This is a genomic window from Thermosynechococcus sp. B3, assembly GCF_030323045.1.
Taxonomy (GTDB): Bacteria; Cyanobacteriota; Cyanobacteriia; order Thermosynechococcales; family Thermosynechococcaceae; genus Thermosynechococcus.
Window position 1 is genome coordinate 1,737,650 of sequence record NZ_CP097584.1, and the last position, 22,915, is coordinate 1,760,564.

Sequence of the window (22,915 nt, forward strand, 5' to 3'; positions counted from 1 at the left end):
AGGCTGAAATTGTGGTACAGCCCTTTTCACAAGAATGGGAGATGCGCCACTATCCCAGAAAAGCACGGTTCGGACAGTACAATACAAAAGAGTAGCAGGCTGGCAAAATAAAAAGCTATGGATTTATTAACCCTAGAAGGTTGGCTCGATAACAGTGCCTTTGCGGTGCTTTTGATCACGATGTTGCTCTACTGGTGTGGGGCAGCGTTTCCCCAATGGCCTGTTCTCACGGCTGCGGGTCGCACGGGGATGGCGATCGCCAATCTCTGTATTACGGGCCTGCTGGCGGCGCGTTGGATTGAGGGGGGCTACTTTCCCATCAGCAATCTCTATGAATCCCTCTTTTTCCTGTGCTGGGGTTTGACAGCCATGCACTTTGTCGCCGAGTCCATCAGTGGCCAGCGCCTTGTGGGGGTTGTTACTGCACCCGTTGCCATGGGAATTACGGCTTTTGCGGCTCTCTCGCTCCCCCCGGAAATGCAACAGTCAGCGCCTCTGGTGCCTGCCCTGAAGTCCAACTGGTTAATGATGCACGTCAGTGTGATGATGCTCAGCTATGCCACCTTGATGGTGGGGTCACTGCTGGCGATCGCCTTCCTAGTGGTCACATGGGGCAAACCCGTCAGCCTTAAGGGCAGCTCCGTGGGCACAGGCAGCTTCCGCAGTCGCACGCCAGAACCTTCCTTAGAACCCTCGACTGGGGGCGGCGGCACCACGGTACTCACCCAACCCACCCTGCAATTGAGTTTGCAACGCCTCACCTTAGCTGAAACCCTCGATAACTTGAGCTACCGCATGATTGGTCTTGGCTTCCCACTGCTGACCATCGGCATTATCTCCGGTGCGGTCTGGGCAAATGAGGCTTGGGGTGCCCCTTGGAGTTGGGATCCCAAAGAAACTTGGGCACTGATTGTCTGGCTGGTGTATGCAGCTTATCTCCATGCCCGCATGACCCGCGATTGGCAGGGACGCAAGCCCGCGATTCTCGCTACCGTTGGTTTTGGGGTGGTCTGGGTCTGCTACTTAGGGGTGAACCTACTGGGGAAAGGCCTACACTCCTACGGTTGGTTCTTCTAGTCGGTTATTGCAAGTGTGGGGCATCTACCACGCCCGCCTGCATACCACCTTAAAAACCCAACAATGGCTCCCTGTGGGGTCACGCATCCTCATTGCTCTGTCGGGGGGTCAAGACTCCGTTTGTTTAACGCGCCTGCTACTGGATCTACAGCTCCACTGGCAGTGGTTTTTGGTGGCTGTCCACTGTGATCACCGCTGGCGGGCAGATAGCGCTGCCAATGCAAATTTCGTCCAAGCGCTAGCGCAGCAATGGCACCTGCCCTGTGAGGTGGTGAGTGCGCCGCCGCTGCCGAAAACTGAGGCCGCAGCCCGTTCATGGCGTTACCAAGTCTTTGAGACCGTGGCCAAGGCTCTGAATTGTACCCATGTGGTGACCGCCCACACCCAGAGCGATCGCGCCGAAAGTCTCCTACTACATCTACTGCGCGGCACCAGCCCCGATGGCCTAGCCACCCTCTTACCTAGCCGTGCTTTGGGTGCGATTCAGTTAGTACGTCCACTCCTAGGGATGACGCGAGCGGAAACGGCTGCCTTTTGCCAAACCTACGGGTTACCCGTCTGGCAGGATGCAACGAACCACCATCTCAACTATCGCCGCAATCGGCTGCGTTTGGAGTTAATTCCCTATCTGCAAGCGCACTTTAATCCGAATGTGGAAGAGGTGCTTGCCCAAACCGCTGAACTGCTGGCTAGCGATCGCGCCTATTTCGAGGCTGAGGTGGAGCGTCTTGCCCCCACCGTGATCCGCGAGCATCCCCCTGCCTTGGAGCGGCTGCGCCTACGGGAATTGCCCCTTGCGCTGCAACGCCGCTTGATCCAGCGATTTTTGCGTCAGCACCTGAAACGGGGCATTGATTTCAGCCTAATTGAAGCGGTGCGTCCTCTGATCACGGCAGGTAATGGCAGCCAAACCTCAACGCTGCCGGGGGGGTACCACCTGCGGGTCTGTGGTCAGTGGCTTGAACTGATCAGGCCAACGGCACCACCGCCTGAATCTGTTCCTGCGGATCAAGGGGAGCGATCGCCACCCCCACCGCCTCTTTATTGAGGATGGGGATCTCTTCGCCGTTGGTGATCCAGGCTCGCTCTTGGTTCGTCACCAGTGCCAGGGGGCTACCGCCACGGCCAATGCCCGCCAAGCGATCCGCTTTTTGCCGCAGGGGCATCGCCAACTGGCCTAAATGACCAAGGGGCACAACTTCCATTAGGGGCAGCGGCACTTGTTTACCAAGGCCTGAAGCAGTAATGAGGATCACATTCTCCGGTTCCGACAGGGCGATCGCCCCCACCAAGGTTTCTTGCCCACTGAGGCGCACCGCCGCTTGACCTAGATTCAGCCGCCCCAAAGCGGGAATGTCGGGGATGAAAAAGTGAAAGACCCGCCCCCGCGAGGTGGCCAACACTAAGTGATCCGTATCTGCAGGCAGTACCCAACCGAGGGCATCCCCCGCCTTGAGTTTCATCAGTTGCAGACCGCGCCCGCTCAGGTCTTGCAGATCTGAGATTGGAATGACCTTAATGCGGCCTTGGCGCGTCAGCAAAATCAGCTTCTCTGCTGGGGCTTGACTGGGCAAGACCGTCAGGAGGGTTTCCCCTTGCGCCGACTCCGGCAAGAGAGTCAGTAGGGGTTGACCGCGATCGCTCTCACGGCGGCTGCTAACGGGTAATCGCTCTAAGGGCAGCGGATAGACCTTGCCACTTTCCGTAAACACCCACAGGCGATCCTTGGCCTGTACCGAGAAGGCCAAAGGCAATGGCTCTGACCACGGTAGCCACGTTTGCAATTGGAGACTCCCCCGACTGCGCTGGGACAGACAGCGCCCGTAACCGCGATGGTTCACTTCGACCCAGAGGGGCGTATCGTCACGATCATTGGTCTCCACGGGGGTGGGGAGCAGCGGCGCTGCCGTGAGGATTTGAGTGCGGCGGGGATCGGCAAAGGCTTTCTTTAACTGCCGCAATTCTTTCTTCAGTGCCTTGAGGCGCTCAGGACGCTGGCTAATCAGGGTTTCCAACTGGGCAATCCGCGCTTGTAGCTCCGCCTGTTCCCGTTCCAGGTCTTGGCGCTCCTGTTGAGTGAGGCGGCGTAGGGGCATGGCAATCAGGGCACTGGCTTGGCGATCGCTCAAACCCAAGCGGGTCATCAATTCCCGCTGGGCAGTACTGCCATCCGCTGCCGATCGCAAAATCTCAATCACCTGATCCACGGCATTGAGGCCAATTAAGAGTCCCGTCACCACATGCTGGCGGGCTTGAGCCGTTTCGAGATCATGGCGATATTGCCGTAGCAGGGTCTGCTCGCGAAATTGAAGAAACTCACTGAGAATCTCCTTAAGGGAGAGTTGGCGGGGTTGATTGCCCACCAGTGCCATCAAGTTGATGCCATAGGTCACTTGTAGTGCGGTTAGGCGGTAGAGTTGCTCCAAGAGTTGTGCCGCTGAGGCATCCCGCTTCAGTTCAATGACCACCCGCAGCCCCTCGCGATCGCTTTCGTCCCGCAGATCGGCAATGCCCTCAAGGCGACCTTGATTCACCAAATCCGCCACCTTCTCAATCCATGCCGCCTTATTCACCTGATAGGGTAGCTCTGTCACCACAATTGCTTGGCGACGGTGGCGGCCGCGTCCGGGCTGAATATCCTCAAGGGTGGCCACCCCCCGCAGGGTGATCGTCCCTCGACCCGTGGCGTAGGCGCGCAGCAATTCTGCCCCATCCACAATCACACCCCCCGTGGGAAAGTCCGGTCCCGGCAGGTGGGTGAGCAGTTCTTCTAGGCAGAGATGGGGACGGTCAATAAGCGCAATCAGAGCATCCACCACTTCCCCCAGATTGTGGGGTGGAATGTTTGTGGCCATGCCCACAGCAATTCCCGTTGCGCCATTCAACAGCAAAATTGGCAGTTGCGCCGGCAGCACCAAGGGCTCCTCTTGGGAACTGTCAAAGTTGGGGACAAAATCCACAATGGCGTCGCTGATATTCTCCAGTAGCGTGCGGTGGGCGATCGCTGCCAAGCGCGTTTCCGTGTAGCGCATTGCCGCCGCAGGATCATCATCAATGGAGCCAAAATTGCCATGCCCTGCCAAGAGGGGGTAGCGACTGCTAAAGGGCTGCACCAAGCGCACCAGTGCCTCATAGACCGCTTGATCCCCGTGGGGGTGATATTTCCCCAGCACATCCCCCACCACCCGTGCACACTTGCGAAAGGGGCGATCGGGCGTCAACCCCAACTCATACATGGCATAGAGAATCCGCCGATGCACTGGTTTTAGCCCATCCCGCACATCTGGTAGTGCCCGCCCCACAATCACACTCATGGCGTACTCCAGATAGGAGCGTTGCATTTCACTGTGCAGTGGTGTTGGGATCACCTGTCCAGAGGTCAGCAAATCCAGTTGTTTGGGCATGATCACGAACGAGCCAAAGGATCATTCCCCACGATACAAGAGTTTTGCGAATTGTAAAGTAAGTTAAGACTCCGTTGGGGTTGCTTCCTCAAGCTTCTCCTTGGTCAGCCGCGCCACTAGTTCCTTAATGAGGATGTAAATGATCGGCACCACAAAGAAACTGAGAAATGTGGCTGCAAGCATGCCACCTGTGACACTTGTTCCCAAGGAGTGACGGGATTTTGCCCCAGCACCCGTAGCAATGACCAGCGGGAAAATGCCCAGAATAAAGGAGATGGCCGTCATCAAAATGGGGCGCAGCCGTTCCTCGGCGGCATTGATCACCGACTTGACAATGGACGTGCCCTTGCTTTCGCGAATTTGGTTGGCAAACTCCACAATCAGAATCGCATTCTTACTGGCGAGGCCAATCAGCATCACCAAACCAATTTGGCAAAATACATCATTACTCAGCCCCCGCAACCACTGTGCCAACAAAGCGCCCATGATCGCCAAAGGCACCGAAAGGATAATGATCAAGGGGTCAATATAGCTTTCGTACTGCGCCGAGAGCACGAGGAACACAAACACGAGACCAAGGCCAAAAATCAACGGTGCTTGGCCTGCGGAGCGGGTGGACTCTAGGGATAACCCCGTCCAGCTATAGCCGATGCCATTGGGGAGAACCTCCTGAGCCAAGGATGCCATTGTCATCATCGCTTGACTATCACTGAGGGGTGGCACATTTTGACCAGTCACCTCCGCCGAACGGAACAAGTTATGGTGATAAATAATCGGCGGTGCCGAGACCTGTTCAATCGTGACGAGATTACTGAGGGGAATGAGCGCATTTTGCTCCGAGCGTACATAGATGCGGTTGATGTCATCGGGATTCGAGCGAAACTGCTTATCCGCCTGCACAATCACTTGGTAACTGCGGGCAAAAATCGTGAATTGGTTAACGTATAACGACCCCAAGTAAATCTGCATGGCATTAAAAATGTCCTTGAGGGGAATCCCCAAGGCAAGGGCGCGGGTGCGATCGACCGTTACATTTAACTGGGGGGCATTAATGGCAAAGGGGGTATTCACTGACACAAGGCCAGGGGTTGCATTGGCTTTGAGGATTAGCTCGTTCACTGAACTCGCAAGGGCTTCAAGGCCGAGACCCTGCTGATCCATCACCTGCATATCAAAGCCGCCAAGGCCGCTGCCACCAAGGTTAATGGTCGGCACATTGGATGCAAACACCACTGCTCCGAGTTCACCCACGACGGCCTTCTGAAACTGGGGCAGCAACTGATCAAGGGTTGGCCGCTGTGACCAAGGCTTGAGACTCGTAAAGATAATCCCCTTGTCTGAACCTGTGCCGAAGAAGCTAAAACCGCCAATGGCAAAGGTATGTTCGACCGCTGGATTTTGGGCGATCGCGTCCGCTGCTTTGAAGACAATATTGCTCGTGTATTCGAGGGACACCCCCTGAGGCGATTGCACAAGGGTAACAAAATAACCTTGATCCTCTTGGGGGACAAAGCCACCGGGAACAATCTGAAACAGCCCGTAGGTCACCCCCAGCAGTGCCACAAAGCCTGCCAGCACCCAGTATTTTAGGCGCACGACCACAGTCAGGTTGCGTTCATAGCCCCGTCGCATTGTATCGAGAAAGCGGTTAATCCAGCGAAACAAAATAAAGTTCGCCATCGGGGGGCGTTCCCGCCGCAGGAGCAGGGCGCACAAAGGGGGAGAGAGGGTTAAAGCATTAAACGTAGAAAGGGCGATCGCAAAAACAATCGTCAAAGCAAACTGCTGATAGAGCCGCCCAGTGACCCCCGGAAAAAAGGCCACAGGGATAAAGACCGCCATCATCACCAACGAGGTGGCAATCAATGCCCCTGTCACTTCCTCCATCGAGCGACTGGCGGCTTCTTGGGGGGTCATGCCCTCGTCTTCCATGAGACGGGTGACATTTTCCACGACCACAATGGCATCATCCACCACCAGCCCCGTGGCCAGCACCAGACCAAACATGGTCAAGCTATTGATTGAGAAGTCAAAAGCCTTCATAAAGGCAAAGGTGCCCACCAAGGAGACAGGGATCGTTACCGACGGAATAATCGTGGCACGCCAATCCTGCAGGAATAAAAAGATCACGGCAATCACAAGGATGATGGCCACAATCAGCGTAATGACCACCTCTTTGATCGACTCCTGCACTGCGTCGGTGGTGCTAAAGCCCACACTCCATTTCAGACCGGGGGGAAATTTCTCAGCTAAAACAGCCATCTCCGCTGCGACAGCGCGGGCAATGTCGAGAGCATTGGCACCACTGAGTTGATAGATACCAATCCCAACGGCGTCACGGCCATCAAACTGAAAGTTGGTGTTGTAGTTTTGTGCCCCTAGCTCGGTGCGACCGACATCGCGAATGCGAATCACGGAACCATCGTCGCCGCGCTGAATAATAATGTCGGCAAACTCTTCTTCTGAGGCCAAGCGACTTTGGGCTTGAATGGAAATTTGAAACTCCTGTCCCTCTGGTGCTGGGGGGGCACCAATAATCCCGGCTCCCACCTGGACATTTTGATCGGAGAGGGCACGCACCACATCCTGAGCCGTCAGACCGCGACTGGCTAAGCGATTGGGATCAAGCCAAATCCGCATGGCATAGGTGCGTTGACCAAAGACCTGAACCTGCCCTACCCCCTTCAGACGTTGCAGGGGTTGCACCACGTAGAGGGTCGCGTAGTTACTAATGAATGTGGCGTCGTAGTTGTATCCCTCCTCTGGGTATAGGGCTAAGGCCAAAACAATCTGATTTGTGGATTTGCTGACATTTACCCCAGTGTTGATGACCTCTGGTGGCAGTTGGGAGGTGACTGATGCCACTAAGTTATTGACATCAACAGCAGCAATATTTTCGTCATAGCCCTCAGTGAAGGTGATCGTGATATTGCTGTTGCCAAAGCTGTTACTGCTGGAGTCAATGTAATCCATCCCCTTCACGCCATTAATTTGCGTTTCTAAGATCGTGGTGACATTCGTTTCAACGGTTTCAGCGTTGGCACCTGCATAGTTAGCAGACACCTGAATTGTTGGCGGTGTAACGTTAGGGTAATACTCAATGGGCAGCGTTGGCAGCGCGATCGTCCCCACCAGAATAATCAGCAGAGAACAAACCGTGGCAAAAACCGGGCGCTTAATAAAAAAATCGCTAATCATGCTCTTTTAAGACTCAGGAGTAATAGGCACACCATCGCGCAGGCGCTGAATTCCCGAGACAACAATTTGCTCTCCCGGTTTGAGGCCTTCAAAAACTTGATATCTATTTCCTTGGATTGCCCCCACTTGAATGGGCTTTTGTTTAGCAATCATTTTGCCCTCGGCGTCTTTTTCGGCAACAAAGACAAAGTTTTGGCCGGCAAGATTGGAGACAGCCGTGGTCGGCACCAAAATCCCCGGTTGCTGATCGAGAATAATGCGGGCTTGAATTTGTTGATCGGCACGGAGATTATTCCGCGTATTGTCGTAGAGCGCTTTCACTAAAATGGTTTGGGTATTGTTTGTGGTATTGGGGGCAATGAAAAAGACGGAACTCGTACCGACGACATTGCCATTCATGTCTATTAATTCCACTGGCGTCCCCATCCGAATGCGGGGGATTTGCTCAATGGGCACTTGGATATAGACTTCTAGGGGTTGATTTGAGGTCAGGGTGAGGAGGTCGGTTTGGGGCGTTACAAAATCGCCCACTTTGGGGGGAATATTGCCGACAACACCACTAAAGGGAGCACGCACCTGAAACCAATTCAGGACAACGGCCTGCTGCTGGGCATTGGCTTGGGCAGCCAAGAGGACTTTTTCTAACTGGGCAATGGTAGCCTGTTGGGCACGAATATCCGCCTCGGTTTGTTGGAGTGCTGCTTGGGCAGTGCGAAAGCTGGTGATGAAGGATTGCGCTTGTTCTTTGGAAACAGCCCCTTCTTCAAAGAGTGCTGTATAGCGTTCCGCTTGAATCCGATTGAACTCTACGGTGGCCAGATTGGAGCGGCGCTGGGCTTCAAGGGCGCGGAGGATCGAGCGGGCATTCTCTACATTGGCTTGGGCGGATTGAATCGCAGCTAAGTTGCTGGCCACAACGGCTTGCTGTTCTGAGGGGTCAATGAGAAGGAGGGGCTGACCTTGAGTGACAAACTGGCCGTTTTGAACATTGATTTGCGCAATTCGACCGGAAACTTGGGGTTGTAGCGTGATCGACTCACGGGATTGCAAAGAGGCATTGTAAACAGCGGTTTGCGAAAGGGTTTCCGTTTGAACCGCCGCAAGTTTCACCCGTGCCGCTGGTGGGGGAGCCGTTGCCTTTGGTTGGCCACAGGCGGTAGCGAGGAAGCAAAGACTGCCTAGGAGAGCTGACGTGAACAGTTGCCGTTGCACCATACCTCAGACCTTAAATGTCACCCAGAGTGGGCAATAAATATCCTCAGTCTAGCCTAGGGGCGCCTATGGCGAGTGCTGCTTTGATAATTAGTTTCTGTGTATCTAGGCGAAATAGAGAATAGCTCCTATTGGCACTCCTCCGCTAAGATGTAGAGCAAGGGGCAGGGGGTCATTGCTGGCTCACCTTAGAGGCTAGGACAGTCCTTGCGCCAACCTTTATCAACGACAGTACAGGTACCAGTGGCTCTTACCAAGAAAACACAGCAAGAACAACCCATGATTAATGAGCGCATCCGTTTTCCTCGGGTGCGGGTGGTGGATAGTGATGGTTCCCAATTGGGGATTATGTCGTCCCAAGAGGCGATCGCGATCGCCCGTGAAAAGGAACTTGATCTTGTTCTCGTCAGTGACAAGGCAGATCCACCCGTTTGCAAAATTATTGACTACGGCAAGTTTCGCTTTGAGCAGGAAAAGAAGGCGCGGGAAGCCCGCAAAAAGCAGCACACCTCCGATGTCAAAGAGGTGAAGATGCGCTACAAAATCGAAGAACACGATTACAACGTTTGCATCAACCGCGCCGAGCGTTTCCTTAAGGCTGGAGACAAGGTGAAGGCCACTGTGACCTTCCGAGGGCGGGAAATTCAACACTCCCATTTGGCAGAAGAACTCCTCAACCGCATGGCCAATGACCTGCAAGCGGTGGCCGAAGTGCAGCAGGCACCAAAGCAAGAGGGGCGCAATATGATCATGTTTTTGGCACCGAAGCGGTAATCAATGCTGGGGGGCGTATGTTTGGCTTTCGTCCAGACTCCAAATCTACCCCGCTGGATATTTCAGACCATGAGAAACCCCGTTCGGCACTGCTGCTAGCGATCGCCGCCCTTGTCACGATTCTTCTTTGGCAGATTCCCTTGGGGAACTATCTGCTGTATCCCTTTACAATCTTGGCCACATGGTTCCACGAGATGGGGCATGGCCTGACGGCGATTCTGTTGGGGGGCTACTTTCGCGAATTAGTCATCTATCCCAGTGGTTCAGGATTTGCGCGCTATGGGGGCGAGGTGCTGCTGGGCAATTTGGGACATGGCTTAGTCGCCATTGGCGGACCTCTAGGACCGGCGATCGCTGGCAGTGTCTTTATTTTGTCGAGCCGCTCTCATCGCGCCACAGATATTTGCCTCAAAGCCCTAGGAATAATGATTCTCGCCTCAGTGCTGCTGTGGGTGCGATCGCTCTTTGGCATTGTCTTCATGACGTTGGTGGGGATTGCCATTCTGCTGGTGGCCTATCGCGGCAATCGCTGGCTCAAGGGCATTTCGATTCAATTCCTTGGGGTGCAGGCCTGTATTAGCACATTTCAGCAGGTGGACTACCTCTTTACCTATGCCATGCCGGGGGGGCAGCTTTCCGATACAGGGCTTCTCCAACAGTACCTCTGGCTCCCCTATTGGCTGTGGGGGGCGCTGATTTCTGTGATGACCTTGGGGTTGCTGCTGTGGAGTCTCAAGGTGGCCTATACCCGGTCTAAGTAATGCCCCAGCGGTGTCGCCAACGACTGGTGGATTCACGGTTAGCGGTTTGTTGCTCCGCTTGGCGGCGCGATCGAATCATCTCCGCACTATCCCGCAGGTGCGGATCGCGGTAGGGAATACCCGCGCGGGTTTGCAAATGTTCCTGCTCCATCAGCGACAGGGGAATAAGCTGATCGGCTTGCCAGCGAGCCACGGTTCCCTGTGCCCATTCATGGCTGTGCTGGGGGGCAACAATCGGCAGCGTCCCAAGGTGTAAACCCGCCGCCTGCAAAGCGGCACGAACGGCAGCAGCACGACAATAGGTGGCCAAATGCCCCGCAGGCGCCAAACACTGAGCCACTAGACGCAAAAATTCTACCGTCCAGAGTTGCGGACAGCGCTGCGGTGAAAAGGGATCAAGAAAAATCGCATCTGCTTGGAATCCTTGGCGAACAAGGTCTTGAATGGTTTGGCGGGCATCACCAATTAAAAGCCGTGCCTCACAGGAGGGGGTGGTCACCTGCTGTTGCTGAGCGAGTCCCTCAAGAATCCCTTGAACCGATGCTGGCCAAGGGGGCATGACCGCTAAAGCTGCTTGGGGAACGCCCAGATCCAGTTCTAGACCGATGACGGTGACCTGACAGGTGGGATTGTGCTGCCAAATAACCTCTAACGCAGCGGCTGTGTTGTAGCCCAAACCATAGCAGATGTCCAAAAGGCGCAGATGAGAAGCTTGGGCTTTGCGGGGCAGATCGGTGGCGATCGCGAACTTTTCAAAGGCTTCCTGACGCGCTCCCCCAAGACTATGGAACGTTTCGCCAAACTCTGGAGAATAAAACGTAAAAGAGCCGTCTGCTGTGGGTTGGGGTTGCCACATTGAGTGCAAGGCAGCAGCTAAGTTTTGGGAATAGGCCATCACTGGGTTTGCGTGGGGGGCTCTGGTTGGGGGGCAGGTGGTCGGTTCATGGTCACAACGCCAATTCCCGTGATCAAAAGGACAATGACGATGCCGCCAACAATCAGTAACCAAGGGGGAGAGGATTTAGGGGCGGGTGCTGACGCTGGGGTAGCATTGGCTGGCAGCGATGGGGGCGTGGCATTAAATTCCGTTTCTTCTTCTGCACCTTCCTCAGCTTGGGTAATCGTTGAGGTCATGGGCACGGCCTTAATGCTGTGATAGTTGACGCTCTTCAAATACTTAATAAACTCCGCCTCGCCCATGGACACAGTGGCATAGTGCGCCTTAACGGATCCGCCAAAGTTAATTTCATCTCCATCTTTTAGCTCATGGCTTTGCACCCGCTGGCCATTCACTAGGATACCGTTGGCACTGGGCTTACCATCGGCATTCCCATCCACGACGCGATAGCGATAGCCATTTGGTGAGGGAATCCGCAGCAGCAGGGCGTGTTGCCGTGAAACCGTATGACCATGAATCACGATCGCATTGGTGACATCGCGGCCAATGGAGTAGGTTGCCGCATCTAAAGGGATCGTGCGCTTACCCGTTTCATCCTCAATGTTGAGTAGATGGTGCTCACGGTTACCACTCATGGGAACAACTTAGATTAATTGACGATTGCTAATCAATATCTTAGCCTGAGGACTAGAATTCCCAAAGATACTACAAAAGCTAAGGGCAACGATCATCCCCTATCAATAAGAGGCTCAGAAACTAGAACCTACGGTGTGGCATTAACGCCGCTGTGCCAATGGTTGTGCCTTCAAGATAGAGGGGCTGACGGCGCATAGTGTCCTAACCAACATAACAAACGCATGAGACCTCCCCCATGGCATCGGTTGGGGTGAAACGGTGAGGCCGATTTTCACCTACGCGGTTTCCTGAGCCACCAAAGGAAAGAGGCGCACAGGGGCTAGGGCTTGCAGTTGTTGACCGAGGCGAAAGGCTTGGGGTTCGTAAAGTGCGAGGGTCAATGTCGCAGGCAGTTGCTGGATAAAGGTGCGCGATCGCAGCAGGGGCAGACCCGTAATCTTGGTGATCAGATTGCCAATTTCTAGGGCAGCTTCCGCGTTGCGCGGTTGACCCACCCAAAGCCGCCAGAGACGGCGGGGCGCCATTTTGCCCTGTTCAATGCGCCGTAGGCCATCAATGGTTGCTAAAACAATCAGGCGATCGCCCGCCGTGAGTTGCAGCGTATCACTGGGCAAAAACTGATGACTGATCTCACCGCCGAGGAACTGCTCATGGCGATTGTAGAAAATGGGGATGACTGCATAACCATAGGCCACCTCGCCAATCAACTTGCCCTCAAGGGTGTCGCCGGCAGTAACGGTGTAATCGGCAATCAGTACCGTCTGCTGATCAATTTGAAACAGACCCAACATTGTTTCGCCAAAGGCGGCACCGGCAAAGGCCTCAGCAGCAAGGGCATAGGCACAGAGGGGGCGGGCACGGGGTAGGAGATCCCGCAGATCATTAGTAAGGCTGGGATCATAGATGCCAATGACCAACCCAATGGGGGATTCCCGCTGCTCCGTGGCTTGGCGGGCAATTAGGGCTGCCTCTAGATTCAACATTTCATCAGCAGTGGTGAGAACCACACTTTTGGCGGTCTCCAAATGGGCTTGGGGGAGCTTTTCTGGAATGTTGCCAAGGAGCATGGGCAGGTCTTCAAAAAGCTGAGTTTGCTCTGGGTTGTCCACCAGTAGCACGAGGGGTTGACGGAAGGCACGTAGGATTTGCACCACCTGTTGACCAATGCGATCTAAGCCAACAACAATCACGTGATCCGCCGTGGGCAGGGGGGGACGTTTCTTGAGAAAGTCAAACCGCGCTTGCAGCAGCTTTTCCGCCAAAAGTCCCAAGACACCGACAATAAAGAGGAGACTAACGATCGCCACCAAAATACAGACCACCAGCAGCCAAGGGGGAATCGGATCGTTTTCTAGCCCGCCAAAGACATCGCCAAAGCCCCCCAAAAGGAGAATAAAGCCGGCAGCAAAGGCCTTTTGCCATGTGAGTTCGGGGACGTTGTAGCGCAGCAGGATCGCGGTCACAAGCCACAGACCACTGCCCATCCAAAGGCCATTGAAGATCAACTCACGAGAGCGATCGCCATGGATCCACTGCCAGAATTGTTCTACCTGCTCAGGCAGTTGGCGCACCTGCTGAATGAGGCGCTGGATGGGATTGGGGTCAGGGATGGGCAAGGATTTCACCACTTCTACCCGTTCAATCCAAATCGGGCGATCGCCCACCTCAAAGAGTAAATCCGGTGGCCAATGGTTAAAAAGGCGGTGGGGACGAGTCGGCTGGAAGATTGAGGATTGGGAATGGCAGGCGCGAATACTAATCAGGCGTTGGTGACGGCGCTGCCAGCGGTGGGCAGGCGTACCCACGAGGGGACTCTCAGCGGTAATCGTTTGTTGCAACACCCGAAACTGCTGACCCTCAATCGTAAACGCAGCAAGGATATTTTCCTCAAGGGCTGCAAGGGCGAAGGCAGGAGCTGGTAGTTCCGTGGGATTGAGCGCCACAAAGCTCCCCAGTTTTTTCTCTAGAAGGGCGTTGAGATTATCGCGACTAGAGCGCACCACAAGATGGACATCGGGATTTAAGCGCCGAGCCACAATCGCCGTGGCAATATTGGTGGCCTCATCACTCGTAACTGCTAATAAGGTACGACAGCGATCAATCCCAGCCGCTTTCAGAACCGCCTCTTGCCGGCAATCACCGATGATCACAGGTTCACTGAGCAACTCCGTCAACTGCGGAATTTCCCACTCAATGTTGGCGTGGCGTTCAATGGCACGAATCTCTAGGGTCAAATGCTCACCTGCAAAGCGGCGCAGACTTTGGATACAAAATTGCCCCAAACTGCCAAGGCCGCAGATAATAAAGCGATCGCCCGCAGTCGTTTCGCCTATTTGAGTGGCCTGCGGTGTGGCTGAGGCAACAGACCAGGATGTCCACCAGTAGGGAAACGGTTGACGAGGCTCAGCAGCAAAAATAAGAACACTACCCCGTTGCCACTGCTGCCAAAGGGTCTTGCCCCACCTAGATAGGCGATCTAAATCTGTTGGCTCTAAAGTTGTCGATTCAACCCAGATGCTGAGGTGGCGATCGCCGATATCAATGAACCAAGTGGCCTTGCTGCCCAATAGTTGGCGCAGTTGGCGGTCAATGACATCCTCAAGGCTGGCCATAGCCTCCTAGCCAAAATGGGACAGCAACTCCTGTGGATCCAACTGACGACCAATCACCACCACACGAGTTTGGCGTGACTCTGCCGCTTGCCACGGGCGATCGTAAAACAAGTCTAACCGTTGACCCACCCCTTGCACCACCAGACGCATCGGCTTGCCCTCAATGGCCGCAAAGCCCTTAACGCGGTAAATGTCAGGTACTTGCAGCAATCGCTCGAGGGATTGACGTAGGCGTTGCAGATCCCAAGCCCCCAGCTCTAAACAAACCGCTTGAATCTCCGCGTCGTGGTCATGCTCCTCCTCAAAGTCATGATGGCTGGGTCGCTGCCCCAAATTCTCCTCCACCGCTGCATTAAATCCCAGCAGCAGATCCGCCGGCACCTGTCCTTGGTGAGCCGCCAGCAGCTTAATCCGTGGGGGCAATTGAGTGCGCAGTTCAGCGATGAGCAGCTCTGCCTGATCGGGAGTCAGTTGATCCGCCTTGCTGAGGATGACCAAGTCGGCACAGGCCAGTTGATCATTAAAGAGTTCCTCAAGGGGGGTGTCCTCATGCTCCAAGCTAGGATCAGCGGCCTTTTGGGCAAAGAGCGCCTCCAGATCAGCACTCACTTGACCAGCTGCTAAGGCAACGCCATCCACCACTGTCACCACCCCATCAACGGTTGCCGCATGGCGCACCTCCGGCCAACGAAAAGCCATCACGAGCGGCTTGGGTAAGGCGAGTCCAGAGGTTTCAATCACAATGTGATCAATCTCCTGCCGCCGTGCCAAGAGGGTCTGCATCGTTGGCAAAAATTCCTCCTGCACTGTGCAACACAGACAGCCGTTGGTGAGTTCCCAAATGCCCGCTGTGCGATCGCAACAGGACTGCAACAACTCGCCATCAATACCGACATCGCCAAACTCATTCACAATCACAGCAATGCGCCTGCCCGCTGCCTTCTGAAGCAACTGCCGAATCAGGGTCGTCTTACCACTACCAAGAAAGCCGGTAATAATCGTGACTGGGATTTTTGCACTCATTAAAATGCCTCAATGTTGGGAAAGTCTTTGAGTTGATGAGCCGCTTCCCCACAGGTTCGCGGTGTCGGAAACACTTTTTCAGGGTTGGCCAGACGTTTGGGATCAAAGGCGCAGCGCACCTGCTGCATCGTTTCTAAATCTGCTGGGCTAAACATCTCACCCATGAAACAGGCCTTATCACTACCAATGCCATGTTCCCCAGAAATACTGCCCCCCAAGCGCACACAGAGCTTGAGAATTTCCCCCCCCAAGGCCTCCACCTCCGCAAGCGCGCCCGGTACTGCCTGATCGTAGAGAATCAAGGGATGCAGATTGCCATCCCCAGCATGGAAGACATTGGCAATGCGATAGCCACTGCGCTGACTCAGTTGTTCAATTTCCCTGAGGACGGTGGCCAGTTGACTGCGGGGAATCACCCCATCTTGGACAAAATAATTGGGACTGAGACGACCAGCAGCCGCAAAAGCCGCTTTGCGCCCTTTCCAAAGGCGGAGGCGATCTTCAGCTTCTGTAGCAACGGTTACATGGCGTGCCCCCTGTTCATAGCAAATACGTGTGACTCGCTCCTGCAAAATCGGTACTTCTGACTCCAAGCCATCGACTTCCACCAGCAAGACCGCGCCGGCATCGCGGGGGTAGCAATTGGTGGCCACCACGTCCTCAACGGCATTGATACTCAGGTTGTCCATAATTTCCATGCCAGCGGGAATGATACCGGCACGGATAATGGCGGAAACTGTTTCCCCGGCCGCTTCAATGGTGGTGAAGTCCGCCAATAGCACAGCGATTGCCTCCGCCTGTTTGAGAATGCGCAGCCGAATTTCCGTGGCAATCCCGAGAGTGCCCTCAGACCCGACAAAAACCCCCATAAGATCATAGCCGGGCATTTCTGGCGCCGCACCCCCCAGTTCAACAATCTCACCATTGGGCAACACCACCGTCAGTCCCAGCACATGATTCGTGGTCACGCCATACTTCAGGCAATGGACACCGCCGGAGTTCTCGGCGACATTGCCGCCAATGGAGCAAATAATTTGACTCGAGGGATCGGGGGCATAGTAAAACCCCTGATCGGCTACCGCTTGAGTGACCCACGCATTAATCACCCCCGGCTGCACCACCACCTGCTGATTGGCCAGATCAATGTCTAAAATCTGGTTCATGCGAGAAGTGACGATGAGAATCCCCTCGGTGTGGGGTAAGGCTCCCCCCGATAGCCCCGTCCCTGAGCCACGGGCAACAAAGGGAATCCGATAGCGATCGCACACCTTGAGGATGGCAGAGACTTGGGCAGTGGTTTGCGGTAGCACGACCAGTTTGGGTCGTTGCCGATACATGGATAGCCCATCGCACTCATACACAAGGGCTTCTGCTGCATCACTGATGACGCTCCCCTTGCCGACAATGGCTGTTAGCTCCTCTGTGACCCGCTGCCAAGGGGTAATTTGCTGTAGTGTGGACATCCCCAGTGCTCTGAAACTGCCTTACTTTTATCCTAAATTGGCTCTCCTTTGGAAAAATGGGGGCAGGGGGGATTTGACATTTCTTTACTGAATAGTTATAAAATTATATTTAGGATCACTAAGCTGAAGTAGTAACCGTTTTAAGTCTAGCTTTCAGGCTGAATGAGTCCCCTCACGCTTTACCCCATAAAGGAGTCCGCTATGCTATTTCGCCAACTCTTTGACTACGACACTTGGACCTATTCTTACCTGATTGCCGATGAAGCCACGGGTGAGGCCGCCTTGGTGGATAGCGTCCTTGAACAGGTGGATCGGGATGTGCAGTTAATTGAGCAATTGGGGTTGAAACTGCGCTACTGCCTCGAAACCCATGTCCACGCCGACCACATTACCGGGGCGGGCAAAGTCCGCGAACGCACAGGCTGCAAAACCCTTGTGCCCGAAAATGCCCATGTGGACTGCGCCGATGGCTATATTAAAGACGGTGAAGTGATTCACGTCGGTAGCATTCCGATTCAGGCGATCGCCACCTTGGGGCACACCGATAGCCACATGGCCTTCCTCGTGAATGGCACCCACCTATTGACGGGGGATTCCCTCTTTATCCGTGGCTGTGGCCGCACTGATTTCCAAAGTGGCGATGCAGGCGCAATGTACGATGCGGTAACACAGCGGCTCTTTACGCTCCCAGACACCACATTGGTCTATCCCGGCCATGACTATCGCGGTCACACCGTTTCCACCATTGGTGAAGAAAAACGCTTTAATCCCCGCTTTGTCGGTCGCGATCGCCAGCAGTTCATTGAGTTCATGGCCAACCTGAACCTGCCGGATCCTAAGAAAATTATGGAAGCGGTGCCCGCTAACCAACAGTGTGGCATGGTTGCCGCTGCCGTCTAGTCCTTTGACCCCTGATCGCCCCTGTCTAGCCAACCCTGAGTAACCACTGGAGAACCAACGACGATGACCACAACAACGACTGAGTCTCCCCTCATTTCTGCGGCTGAACTGCACGATGCCCTGCAACGCCAGCAGGTACTGCTCATTGATGTGCGGGAGCCAAGCGAATACAACAATGCCCACATTCCGGGAGCGCTGCTCTGTCCTTTGGCCAATGTGAAGGAACTTGAACCCCCCTGTAATTCTGACACCCCGGTGGTGCTCTATTGTGAATCTGGCCGGCGATCGCGCATGGCCTGCGAAACCCTTGCCAGTCGGGGCTTCAAAAACCTGAAAAACCTCGAAGGGGGCATTCAACGCTGGAAACAGGGGGGCTATCCGATCACGGGTGCAGTTGGTGCCCCCATCAGCCTGATGCGGCAGGTGCAAATTGTGGCTGGTAGTCTGATTCTCAGCGGGGTGATTCTCGGCTTTGCCGTTCATCCGGGGTTCTTCTTCCTAGCAGGTTTTGTCGGTGCTGGCTTGGTCTTTGCCGGTGTCACAGGAGTCTGTACCCTAGCGCGGCTGTTGGCGCTGCTGCCCTTCAATCGCCCACAGGTGAAATAACAGCCCTTTTCTGAAGCATGAAAAACAGAGAGATGAGATCCTCTCCTACGCTAGCTTGCAAAGTGGTGAGCGTGATAAATCTTAGTGAAAAGGGCTGTAACCCATGCTGAGCTACTGGATAGGGCATGGTCTGGCGATCGCCATCGGCTTGAGTCTGGGTCTATTGGGGGGCGGCGGTTCTGTCCTTGCCCTGCCAGTGCTGGTCTATGTCATGGGCATTGAAACCAAGGTCGCGATCCCGATGACGCTTGTGATTGTCGGCAGCGTCAGCTTACTGGCAGTGATTCCCCAGTGGCGGCGCGGCTACGTTAATTTGCGTCTAGCACTGATTTTTGGTTCGGCAACCATGATGGGTGCCTATCTCGGGGCGCGACTGGCAGCCTTGCCTTGGATTACCGATACGGTGCAACTCTTACTCTTTGCCGTTGCCATGATGGTGGCGGCTATTTTAATGATTCGGCGGCAACAGCGTCCCCCTGCCCCTGAACTCACCCCGCCGGAAAGTTCTCTTGAAAGCCAGCTTTATGCCCCCCCAGTCTGTAAGTACTGTTGGCTGTGGCTACCCACCGAAGGCATTGGTGTGGGTATTCTGACGGGGTTGGTGGGAGTGGGTGGGGGATTTGCCATTGTGCCTGCCCTTGTTTTATTGGGCAAAATTCCAATGCGGCAGGCGATCGGCACCTCCCTGTTGATTATTGCCGCCAATTCCGTGGCTGCGGTTTGGGGCTATCTGGGCACAGTGAGTTTGGATCCACGCTTGACCCTGACCCTCACCTTAGCCTCTGCGGGTGGTTCTGTTATCGGTAGCTATCTCAGTCACCGCATTTCTGCCAAGCGACTTCAGCAGGGCTTTGGTTACTTCTTAATTGGCATTGCGGCCTTTGTGATCCTGAAAACCCTACTGGCACCTCCCCAGCGCAGCAAAAGTTCCTCCCTACCGCCGAGGCACTACCTTACTGCATCGGTTCCCGCAAGACCAAGCCGCACCTAAGACTCTGTTTCAGGAGTCTCTGCAGCACTCTGCTGTTGCCCAATTTGATTGAGTAGCGAAAGAACGCGACTGCCCCGTTCCAGCGATCGATCCTCAATAAAGACGACCTCCGGTGTCCGCCGCAGGCGAATGCGTTGCCCCAATTCCCGTCGCACAAAGCCTGAAGCCGCCTTCAATCCAGCCATCGTTGAGCGGCGTACCTCGTCGGTGCTGTAGATACTGACGAAGATCTTGGCGTGCTGCAAATCACCGGAAACTTCCACATCGGTGACACTGACCATGCCCGCCCCCACGCGCTCATCGCGGATTTCATACATTAACAACTGGCTTACTTCCCGTTTGATTAATTCTGCTACCCGTGCCACCCGTCGTTCGGTCGCCATGGCGGGCCTCCTTTTCTCGGTTGTTGGCAAAGACTATCCTGCAACTCTCCTATCTTATCAAGACAGCTATCCCTCTGTTTCTGGTTGGCGGGCGATCGCTCAAGACTTTTATGGCAGCAACCGCTGGCAGTAGTGTTACAAAAGTTAACATTTCTTGCTGACGTTCTCTGCAAGTTGAGGACTGAATTTCCTGCTCTCTTGCTAGATTGCGACCCCTGCTCAAAAATGAGAAAGCTGAGAAACTAGGCAACAATCACCTTGATATTTCGTAAGAATTCCGCTATCACGTTAATATAGTTCTCCCGCAGCAAATGCTGATGGGAAGCTTAACCTACCCTTGGTGAACGCCAACAGCAACTAGGTAAAACCACCTACTAGCTCAAGCGTTAGCGAGGGATGGGTTTCTTATTTATGAAGCCAAATTAACAGGATGCTGGAGCGATCGCTCCTAAGTTTTAGAGAGCCGATCACGCCCTACCAGCAACTGTAAGGTTCTAAATCTGGCATCTATATCTGCAAGAGGATTTAATTCCATGACGATCGCGATTGGACGAGCGCCAGCAGAACGGGGATGGTTTGACATCCTCGACGACTGGCTCAAACGTGACAGATTTGTCTTTGTCGGCTGGTCAGGCATCCTGCTGTTTCCCTGCGCCTACCTTGCCCTCGGGGGCTGGCTGACCGGTACCACCTTTGTGACCTCTTGGTACACCCACGGCCTCGCCTCCAGCTACCTCGAAGGCTGCAACTTCCTCACCGTTGCCGTTTCCACCCCCGCCAACAGCATGGGGCACTCCCTTCTTCTCCTTTGGGGTCCCGAAGCCCAAGGGGACTTCACCCGCTGGTGCCAACTCGGTGGTCTGTGGACCTTTATCGCCCTCCACGGCGCCTTTGGCCTCATTGGCTTCATGCTGCGGCAATTTGAAATTGCTCGCTTGGTGGGCATCCGTCCCTACAACGCCATTGCCTTCAGTGCCCCCATTGCCGTCTTTGTCAGCGTCTTTTTGATCTATCCCCTGGGGCAATCCAGTTGGTTCTTTGCCCCCAGCTTTGGGGTGGCTGCCATCTTCCGCTTCCTGCTGTTCTTCCAAGGGTTCCACAACTGGACTTTGAACCCCTTCCACATGATGGGGGTGGCCGGTGTGCTCGGCGGTGCCCTGTTGTGTGCCATCCACGGTGCCACAGTGGAGAACACCCTCTTCCAAGATGGCGAAGGCGCCAGCACTTTCCGTGCCTTTAGCCCCACCCAATCGGAAGAGACCTACTCGATGGTGACGGCGAACCGTTTCTGGAGCCAAATTTTTGGGATTGCCTTCTCGAACAAGCGCTGGTTGCACTTTTTCATGTTGTTTGTGCCCGTAACGGGGCTGTGGATGAGTGCGATTGGCGTGGTGGGTCTGGCGTTGAACCTGCGGTCTTACGACTTTATTTCGCAGGAGATTCGGGCCGCGGAAGACCCTGAGTTTGAGACGTTCTACACGAAGAACCTGCTCTTGAACGAGGGCATTCGCGCTTGGATGGCGCCCCAAGACCAACCCCATGAAAACTTTGTCTTCCCAGAAGAGGTACTCCCCCGTGGTAACGCTCTCTAGTAACTCGATTTTTGCCACCAATCGCGACCAAGAATCCTCCGGTTTCGCGTGGTGGGCCGGTAATGCTCGTCTGATTAATCTCTCCGGCAAACTCTTGGGTGCTCACGTCGCCCACGCTGGCCTGATCGTTTTCTGGGCCGGTGCCATGACCCTGTTCGAGTTGGCTCACTTCATTCCTGAGAAGCCAATGTACGAGCAAGGGCTGATCCTCATTCCCCACATTGCCACCCTTGGTTGGGGCGTTGGCCCTGGGGGTGAAGTCGTGGACACCTTCCCCTTCTTTGTGGTCGGGGTGGTGCACCTGATTTCCTCTGCTGTTCTCGGCTTTGGTGGGGTTTACCATGCCATTCGTGGCCCTGAAACCCTTGAGGAATACTCCTCCTTCTTTGGCTACGACTGGAAAGATAAAAACAAAATGACGACGATCCTCGGTTTCCACCTGATCGTCCTCGGTATTGGTGCCCTGCTGTTGGTGGCCAAAGCCATGTTCTTTGGTGGCCTCTATGACACTTGGGCACCCGGCGGTGGCGATGTCCGTGTCATTACCAACCCCACCCTTGACCCCACGGTGATCTTTGGCTACCTGCTGAAGTCTCCCTTTGGCGGTGAGGGCTGGATCGTCAGCGTCAACAATCTTGAGGACGTTGTCGGTGGTCACATTTGGATCGGTTTGATCTGCATTGCTGGTGGTATCTGGCACATTCTGACGACGCCCTTTGGTTGGGCACGCCGTGCCTTTATCTGGTCTGGGGAAGCCTATCTGTCCTATAGCTTGGGCGCCCTGTCCATGATGGGCTTCATTGCCACCTGCTTTGTCTGGTTCAACAACACGGTCTATCCCAGTGAATTCTATGGTCCTACGGGTCCAGAGGCCTCTCAGGCTCAGGCAATGACCTTCTTGATCCGTGACCAAAAATTGGGTGCGAACGTCGGTTCGGCTCAAGGCCCCACCGGTCTTGGTAAATACCTGATGCGCTCTCCCACGGGTGAAATCATCTTCGGTGGTGAAACAATGCGCTTCTGGGATTTCCGTGGTCCTTGGTTGGAGCCGTTGCGCGGTCCCAATGGTCTTGACCTCAACAAGATCAAAAATGACATTCAGCCTTGGCAAGAGCGTCGTGCCGCTGAGTACATGACCCATGCACCTCTGGGTTCTTTGAACTCCGTGGGTGGTGTGGCCACCGAAATCAACTCGGTGAACTTCGTGTCACCCCGCTCTTGGCTGGCTACGTCCCACTTTGTCTTGGCCTTCTTCTTCCTAGTGGGTCACCTGTGGCATGCGGGTCGTGCCCGTGCCGCGGCGGCTGGTTTCGAGAAGGGGATTGACCGTGAGTCTGAACCCGTACTCTCGATGCCGAGCCTTGATTAGAGTCACTGACTTCATC

The 22,915-nt window shown here is 54.7% G+C and carries 19 protein-coding genes; 10 read left to right on the forward strand and 9 right to left on the reverse strand.

The window, feature by feature from the left end; translation table 11 throughout:
• Positions 1–117 precede the first annotated feature (117 nt).
• The gene (gene ccsB / locus M0646_RS08650; protein ID WP_286649528.1) at positions 118–1,077 is read left to right on the forward strand and encodes a c-type cytochrome biogenesis protein CcsB; all 960 of its coding nucleotides are present in this window, start codon (positions 118–120) and stop codon (positions 1,075–1,077) included.
• A gap of 13 nt (positions 1,078–1,090) precedes the next feature.
• Entirely contained in the window at positions 1,091–2,125 is a 1,035-nt protein-coding gene (gene tilS, locus M0646_RS08655) for a tRNA lysidine(34) synthetase TilS (RefSeq protein WP_149819992.1), read from the forward strand.
• Here the strand turns inward: tilS and M0646_RS08660 are convergent.
• From M0646_RS08660 to M0646_RS08670, 3 genes are all read right to left on the reverse strand, one after another.
• Positions 2,046–4,481, reverse strand: a complete 2,436-nt coding sequence (locus M0646_RS08660; protein ID WP_286625362.1) for a DNA topoisomerase (ATP-hydrolyzing) subunit A — start codon at positions 4,479–4,481, stop codon at positions 2,046–2,048. The two genes, tilS and M0646_RS08660, sit on opposite strands and share 80 nt — an antisense overlap.
• A gap of 63 nt (positions 4,482–4,544) precedes the next feature.
• Positions 4,545–7,679 carry an efflux RND transporter permease subunit gene (locus M0646_RS08665; protein WP_286649529.1) on the reverse strand — a complete coding sequence of 1,045 codons (3,135 nt, stop codon included), beginning with the start codon at positions 7,677–7,679 and terminating at the stop codon, positions 4,545–4,547.
• Positions 7,680–7,685: 6 nt separating this feature from the next.
• Entirely contained in the window at positions 7,686–8,894 is a 1,209-nt protein-coding gene (locus tag M0646_RS08670) for an efflux RND transporter periplasmic adaptor subunit (RefSeq protein WP_286649530.1), read from the reverse strand.
• A 276-nt stretch (positions 8,895–9,170) separates the two neighbouring features.
• On the opposite strand from M0646_RS08670, the gene infC reads away from it, so the two are divergent.
• Positions 9,171–9,665, forward strand: coding sequence for a translation initiation factor IF-3 (infC, locus tag M0646_RS08675; RefSeq protein ID WP_220131114.1), 495 nt, complete (start codon positions 9,171–9,173; stop codon positions 9,663–9,665).
• A gap of 17 nt (positions 9,666–9,682) precedes the next feature.
• A complete protein-coding gene (locus M0646_RS08680; protein ID WP_149820000.1) occupies positions 9,683–10,426 on the forward strand; it encodes a M50 family metallopeptidase in 744 nt (247 codons plus the stop codon).
• Here the strand turns inward: M0646_RS08680 and M0646_RS08685 are convergent.
• From M0646_RS08685 to M0646_RS08705, 5 genes are all read right to left on the reverse strand, one after another.
• Positions 10,419–11,321, reverse strand: a complete 903-nt coding sequence (locus M0646_RS08685; RefSeq protein ID WP_286649531.1) for a tRNA (5-methylaminomethyl-2-thiouridine)(34)-methyltransferase MnmD — start codon at positions 11,319–11,321, stop codon at positions 10,419–10,421. The genes M0646_RS08680 and M0646_RS08685 overlap by 8 nt on opposite strands.
• Entirely contained in the window at positions 11,321–11,959 is a 639-nt protein-coding gene (locus M0646_RS08690; RefSeq protein WP_286649532.1) for an FHA domain-containing protein, read from the reverse strand. The genes M0646_RS08685 and M0646_RS08690 overlap by 1 nt, the downstream gene beginning before the upstream one ends.
• A gap of 276 nt (positions 11,960–12,235) precedes the next feature.
• A complete protein-coding gene (locus tag M0646_RS08695) occupies positions 12,236–14,572 on the reverse strand; it encodes an NAD-binding protein (RefSeq protein WP_286649533.1) in 2,337 nt (778 codons plus the stop codon).
• 6 nt (positions 14,573–14,578) lie between these two features.
• Positions 14,579–15,595: a cobalamin biosynthesis protein CobW gene (cobW, locus tag M0646_RS08700; RefSeq protein WP_286649534.1), complete on the reverse strand. Its 1,017-nt coding sequence runs from the start codon at positions 15,593–15,595 to the stop codon at positions 14,579–14,581.
• Positions 15,595–17,058, reverse strand: a complete 1,464-nt coding sequence (locus M0646_RS08705; protein ID WP_149820010.1) for an FAD-linked oxidase C-terminal domain-containing protein — start codon at positions 17,056–17,058, stop codon at positions 15,595–15,597. The genes cobW and M0646_RS08705 overlap by 1 nt, the downstream gene beginning before the upstream one ends.
• 201 nt (positions 17,059–17,259) lie before the next feature.
• Between M0646_RS08705 and M0646_RS08710 the strand changes: the two genes are divergently transcribed.
• The 3 genes from M0646_RS08710 to M0646_RS08720 all read left to right on the forward strand — a co-directional run bounded on the left by M0646_RS08710 (position 17,260) and on the right by M0646_RS08720 (position 19,555).
• A complete protein-coding gene (locus tag M0646_RS08710) occupies positions 17,260–17,958 on the forward strand; it encodes an MBL fold metallo-hydrolase (RefSeq protein WP_024124642.1) in 699 nt (232 codons plus the stop codon).
• A gap of 63 nt (positions 17,959–18,021) precedes the next feature.
• Complete coding sequence (locus M0646_RS08715; RefSeq protein ID WP_286625377.1) at positions 18,022–18,564, forward strand: rhodanese-like domain-containing protein; 543 nt, start codon at positions 18,022–18,024, stop codon at positions 18,562–18,564.
• 103 nt (positions 18,565–18,667) lie between these two features.
• Positions 18,668–19,555: a sulfite exporter TauE/SafE family protein gene (locus tag M0646_RS08720; RefSeq protein WP_149820014.1), complete on the forward strand. Its 888-nt coding sequence runs from the start codon at positions 18,668–18,670 to the stop codon at positions 19,553–19,555.
• Here the strand turns inward: M0646_RS08720 and rbfA are convergent.
• Positions 19,552–19,938 (reverse strand): 30S ribosome-binding factor RbfA, encoded by a 387-nt coding sequence (rbfA, locus tag M0646_RS08725; protein ID WP_286625378.1) that lies wholly within the window; start codon positions 19,936–19,938, stop codon positions 19,552–19,554. The two genes, M0646_RS08720 and rbfA, sit on opposite strands and share 4 nt — an antisense overlap.
• Between rbfA and M0646_RS08730 the strand changes: the two genes are divergently transcribed.
• The 3 genes from M0646_RS08730 (at position 19,937) to psbC (ending at position 22,899) form a co-directional block, all read left to right on the forward strand.
• The gene (locus tag M0646_RS08730) at positions 19,937–20,071 is read left to right on the forward strand and encodes a hypothetical protein (protein ID WP_255451641.1); all 135 of its coding nucleotides are present in this window, start codon (positions 19,937–19,939) and stop codon (positions 20,069–20,071) included. The genes rbfA and M0646_RS08730 overlap by 2 nt on opposite strands.
• 400 nt (positions 20,072–20,471) lie before the next feature.
• Positions 20,472–21,530, forward strand: coding sequence for a photosystem II D2 protein (photosystem q(a) protein) (psbD, locus tag M0646_RS08735; protein WP_149818344.1), 1,059 nt, complete (start codon positions 20,472–20,474; stop codon positions 21,528–21,530).
• Positions 21,514–22,899, forward strand: a complete 1,386-nt coding sequence (gene psbC, locus M0646_RS08740) for a photosystem II reaction center protein CP43 (RefSeq protein WP_190278038.1) — start codon at positions 21,514–21,516, stop codon at positions 22,897–22,899. The genes psbD and psbC overlap by 17 nt, the downstream gene beginning before the upstream one ends.
• Positions 22,900–22,915 lie beyond the last annotated feature (16 nt).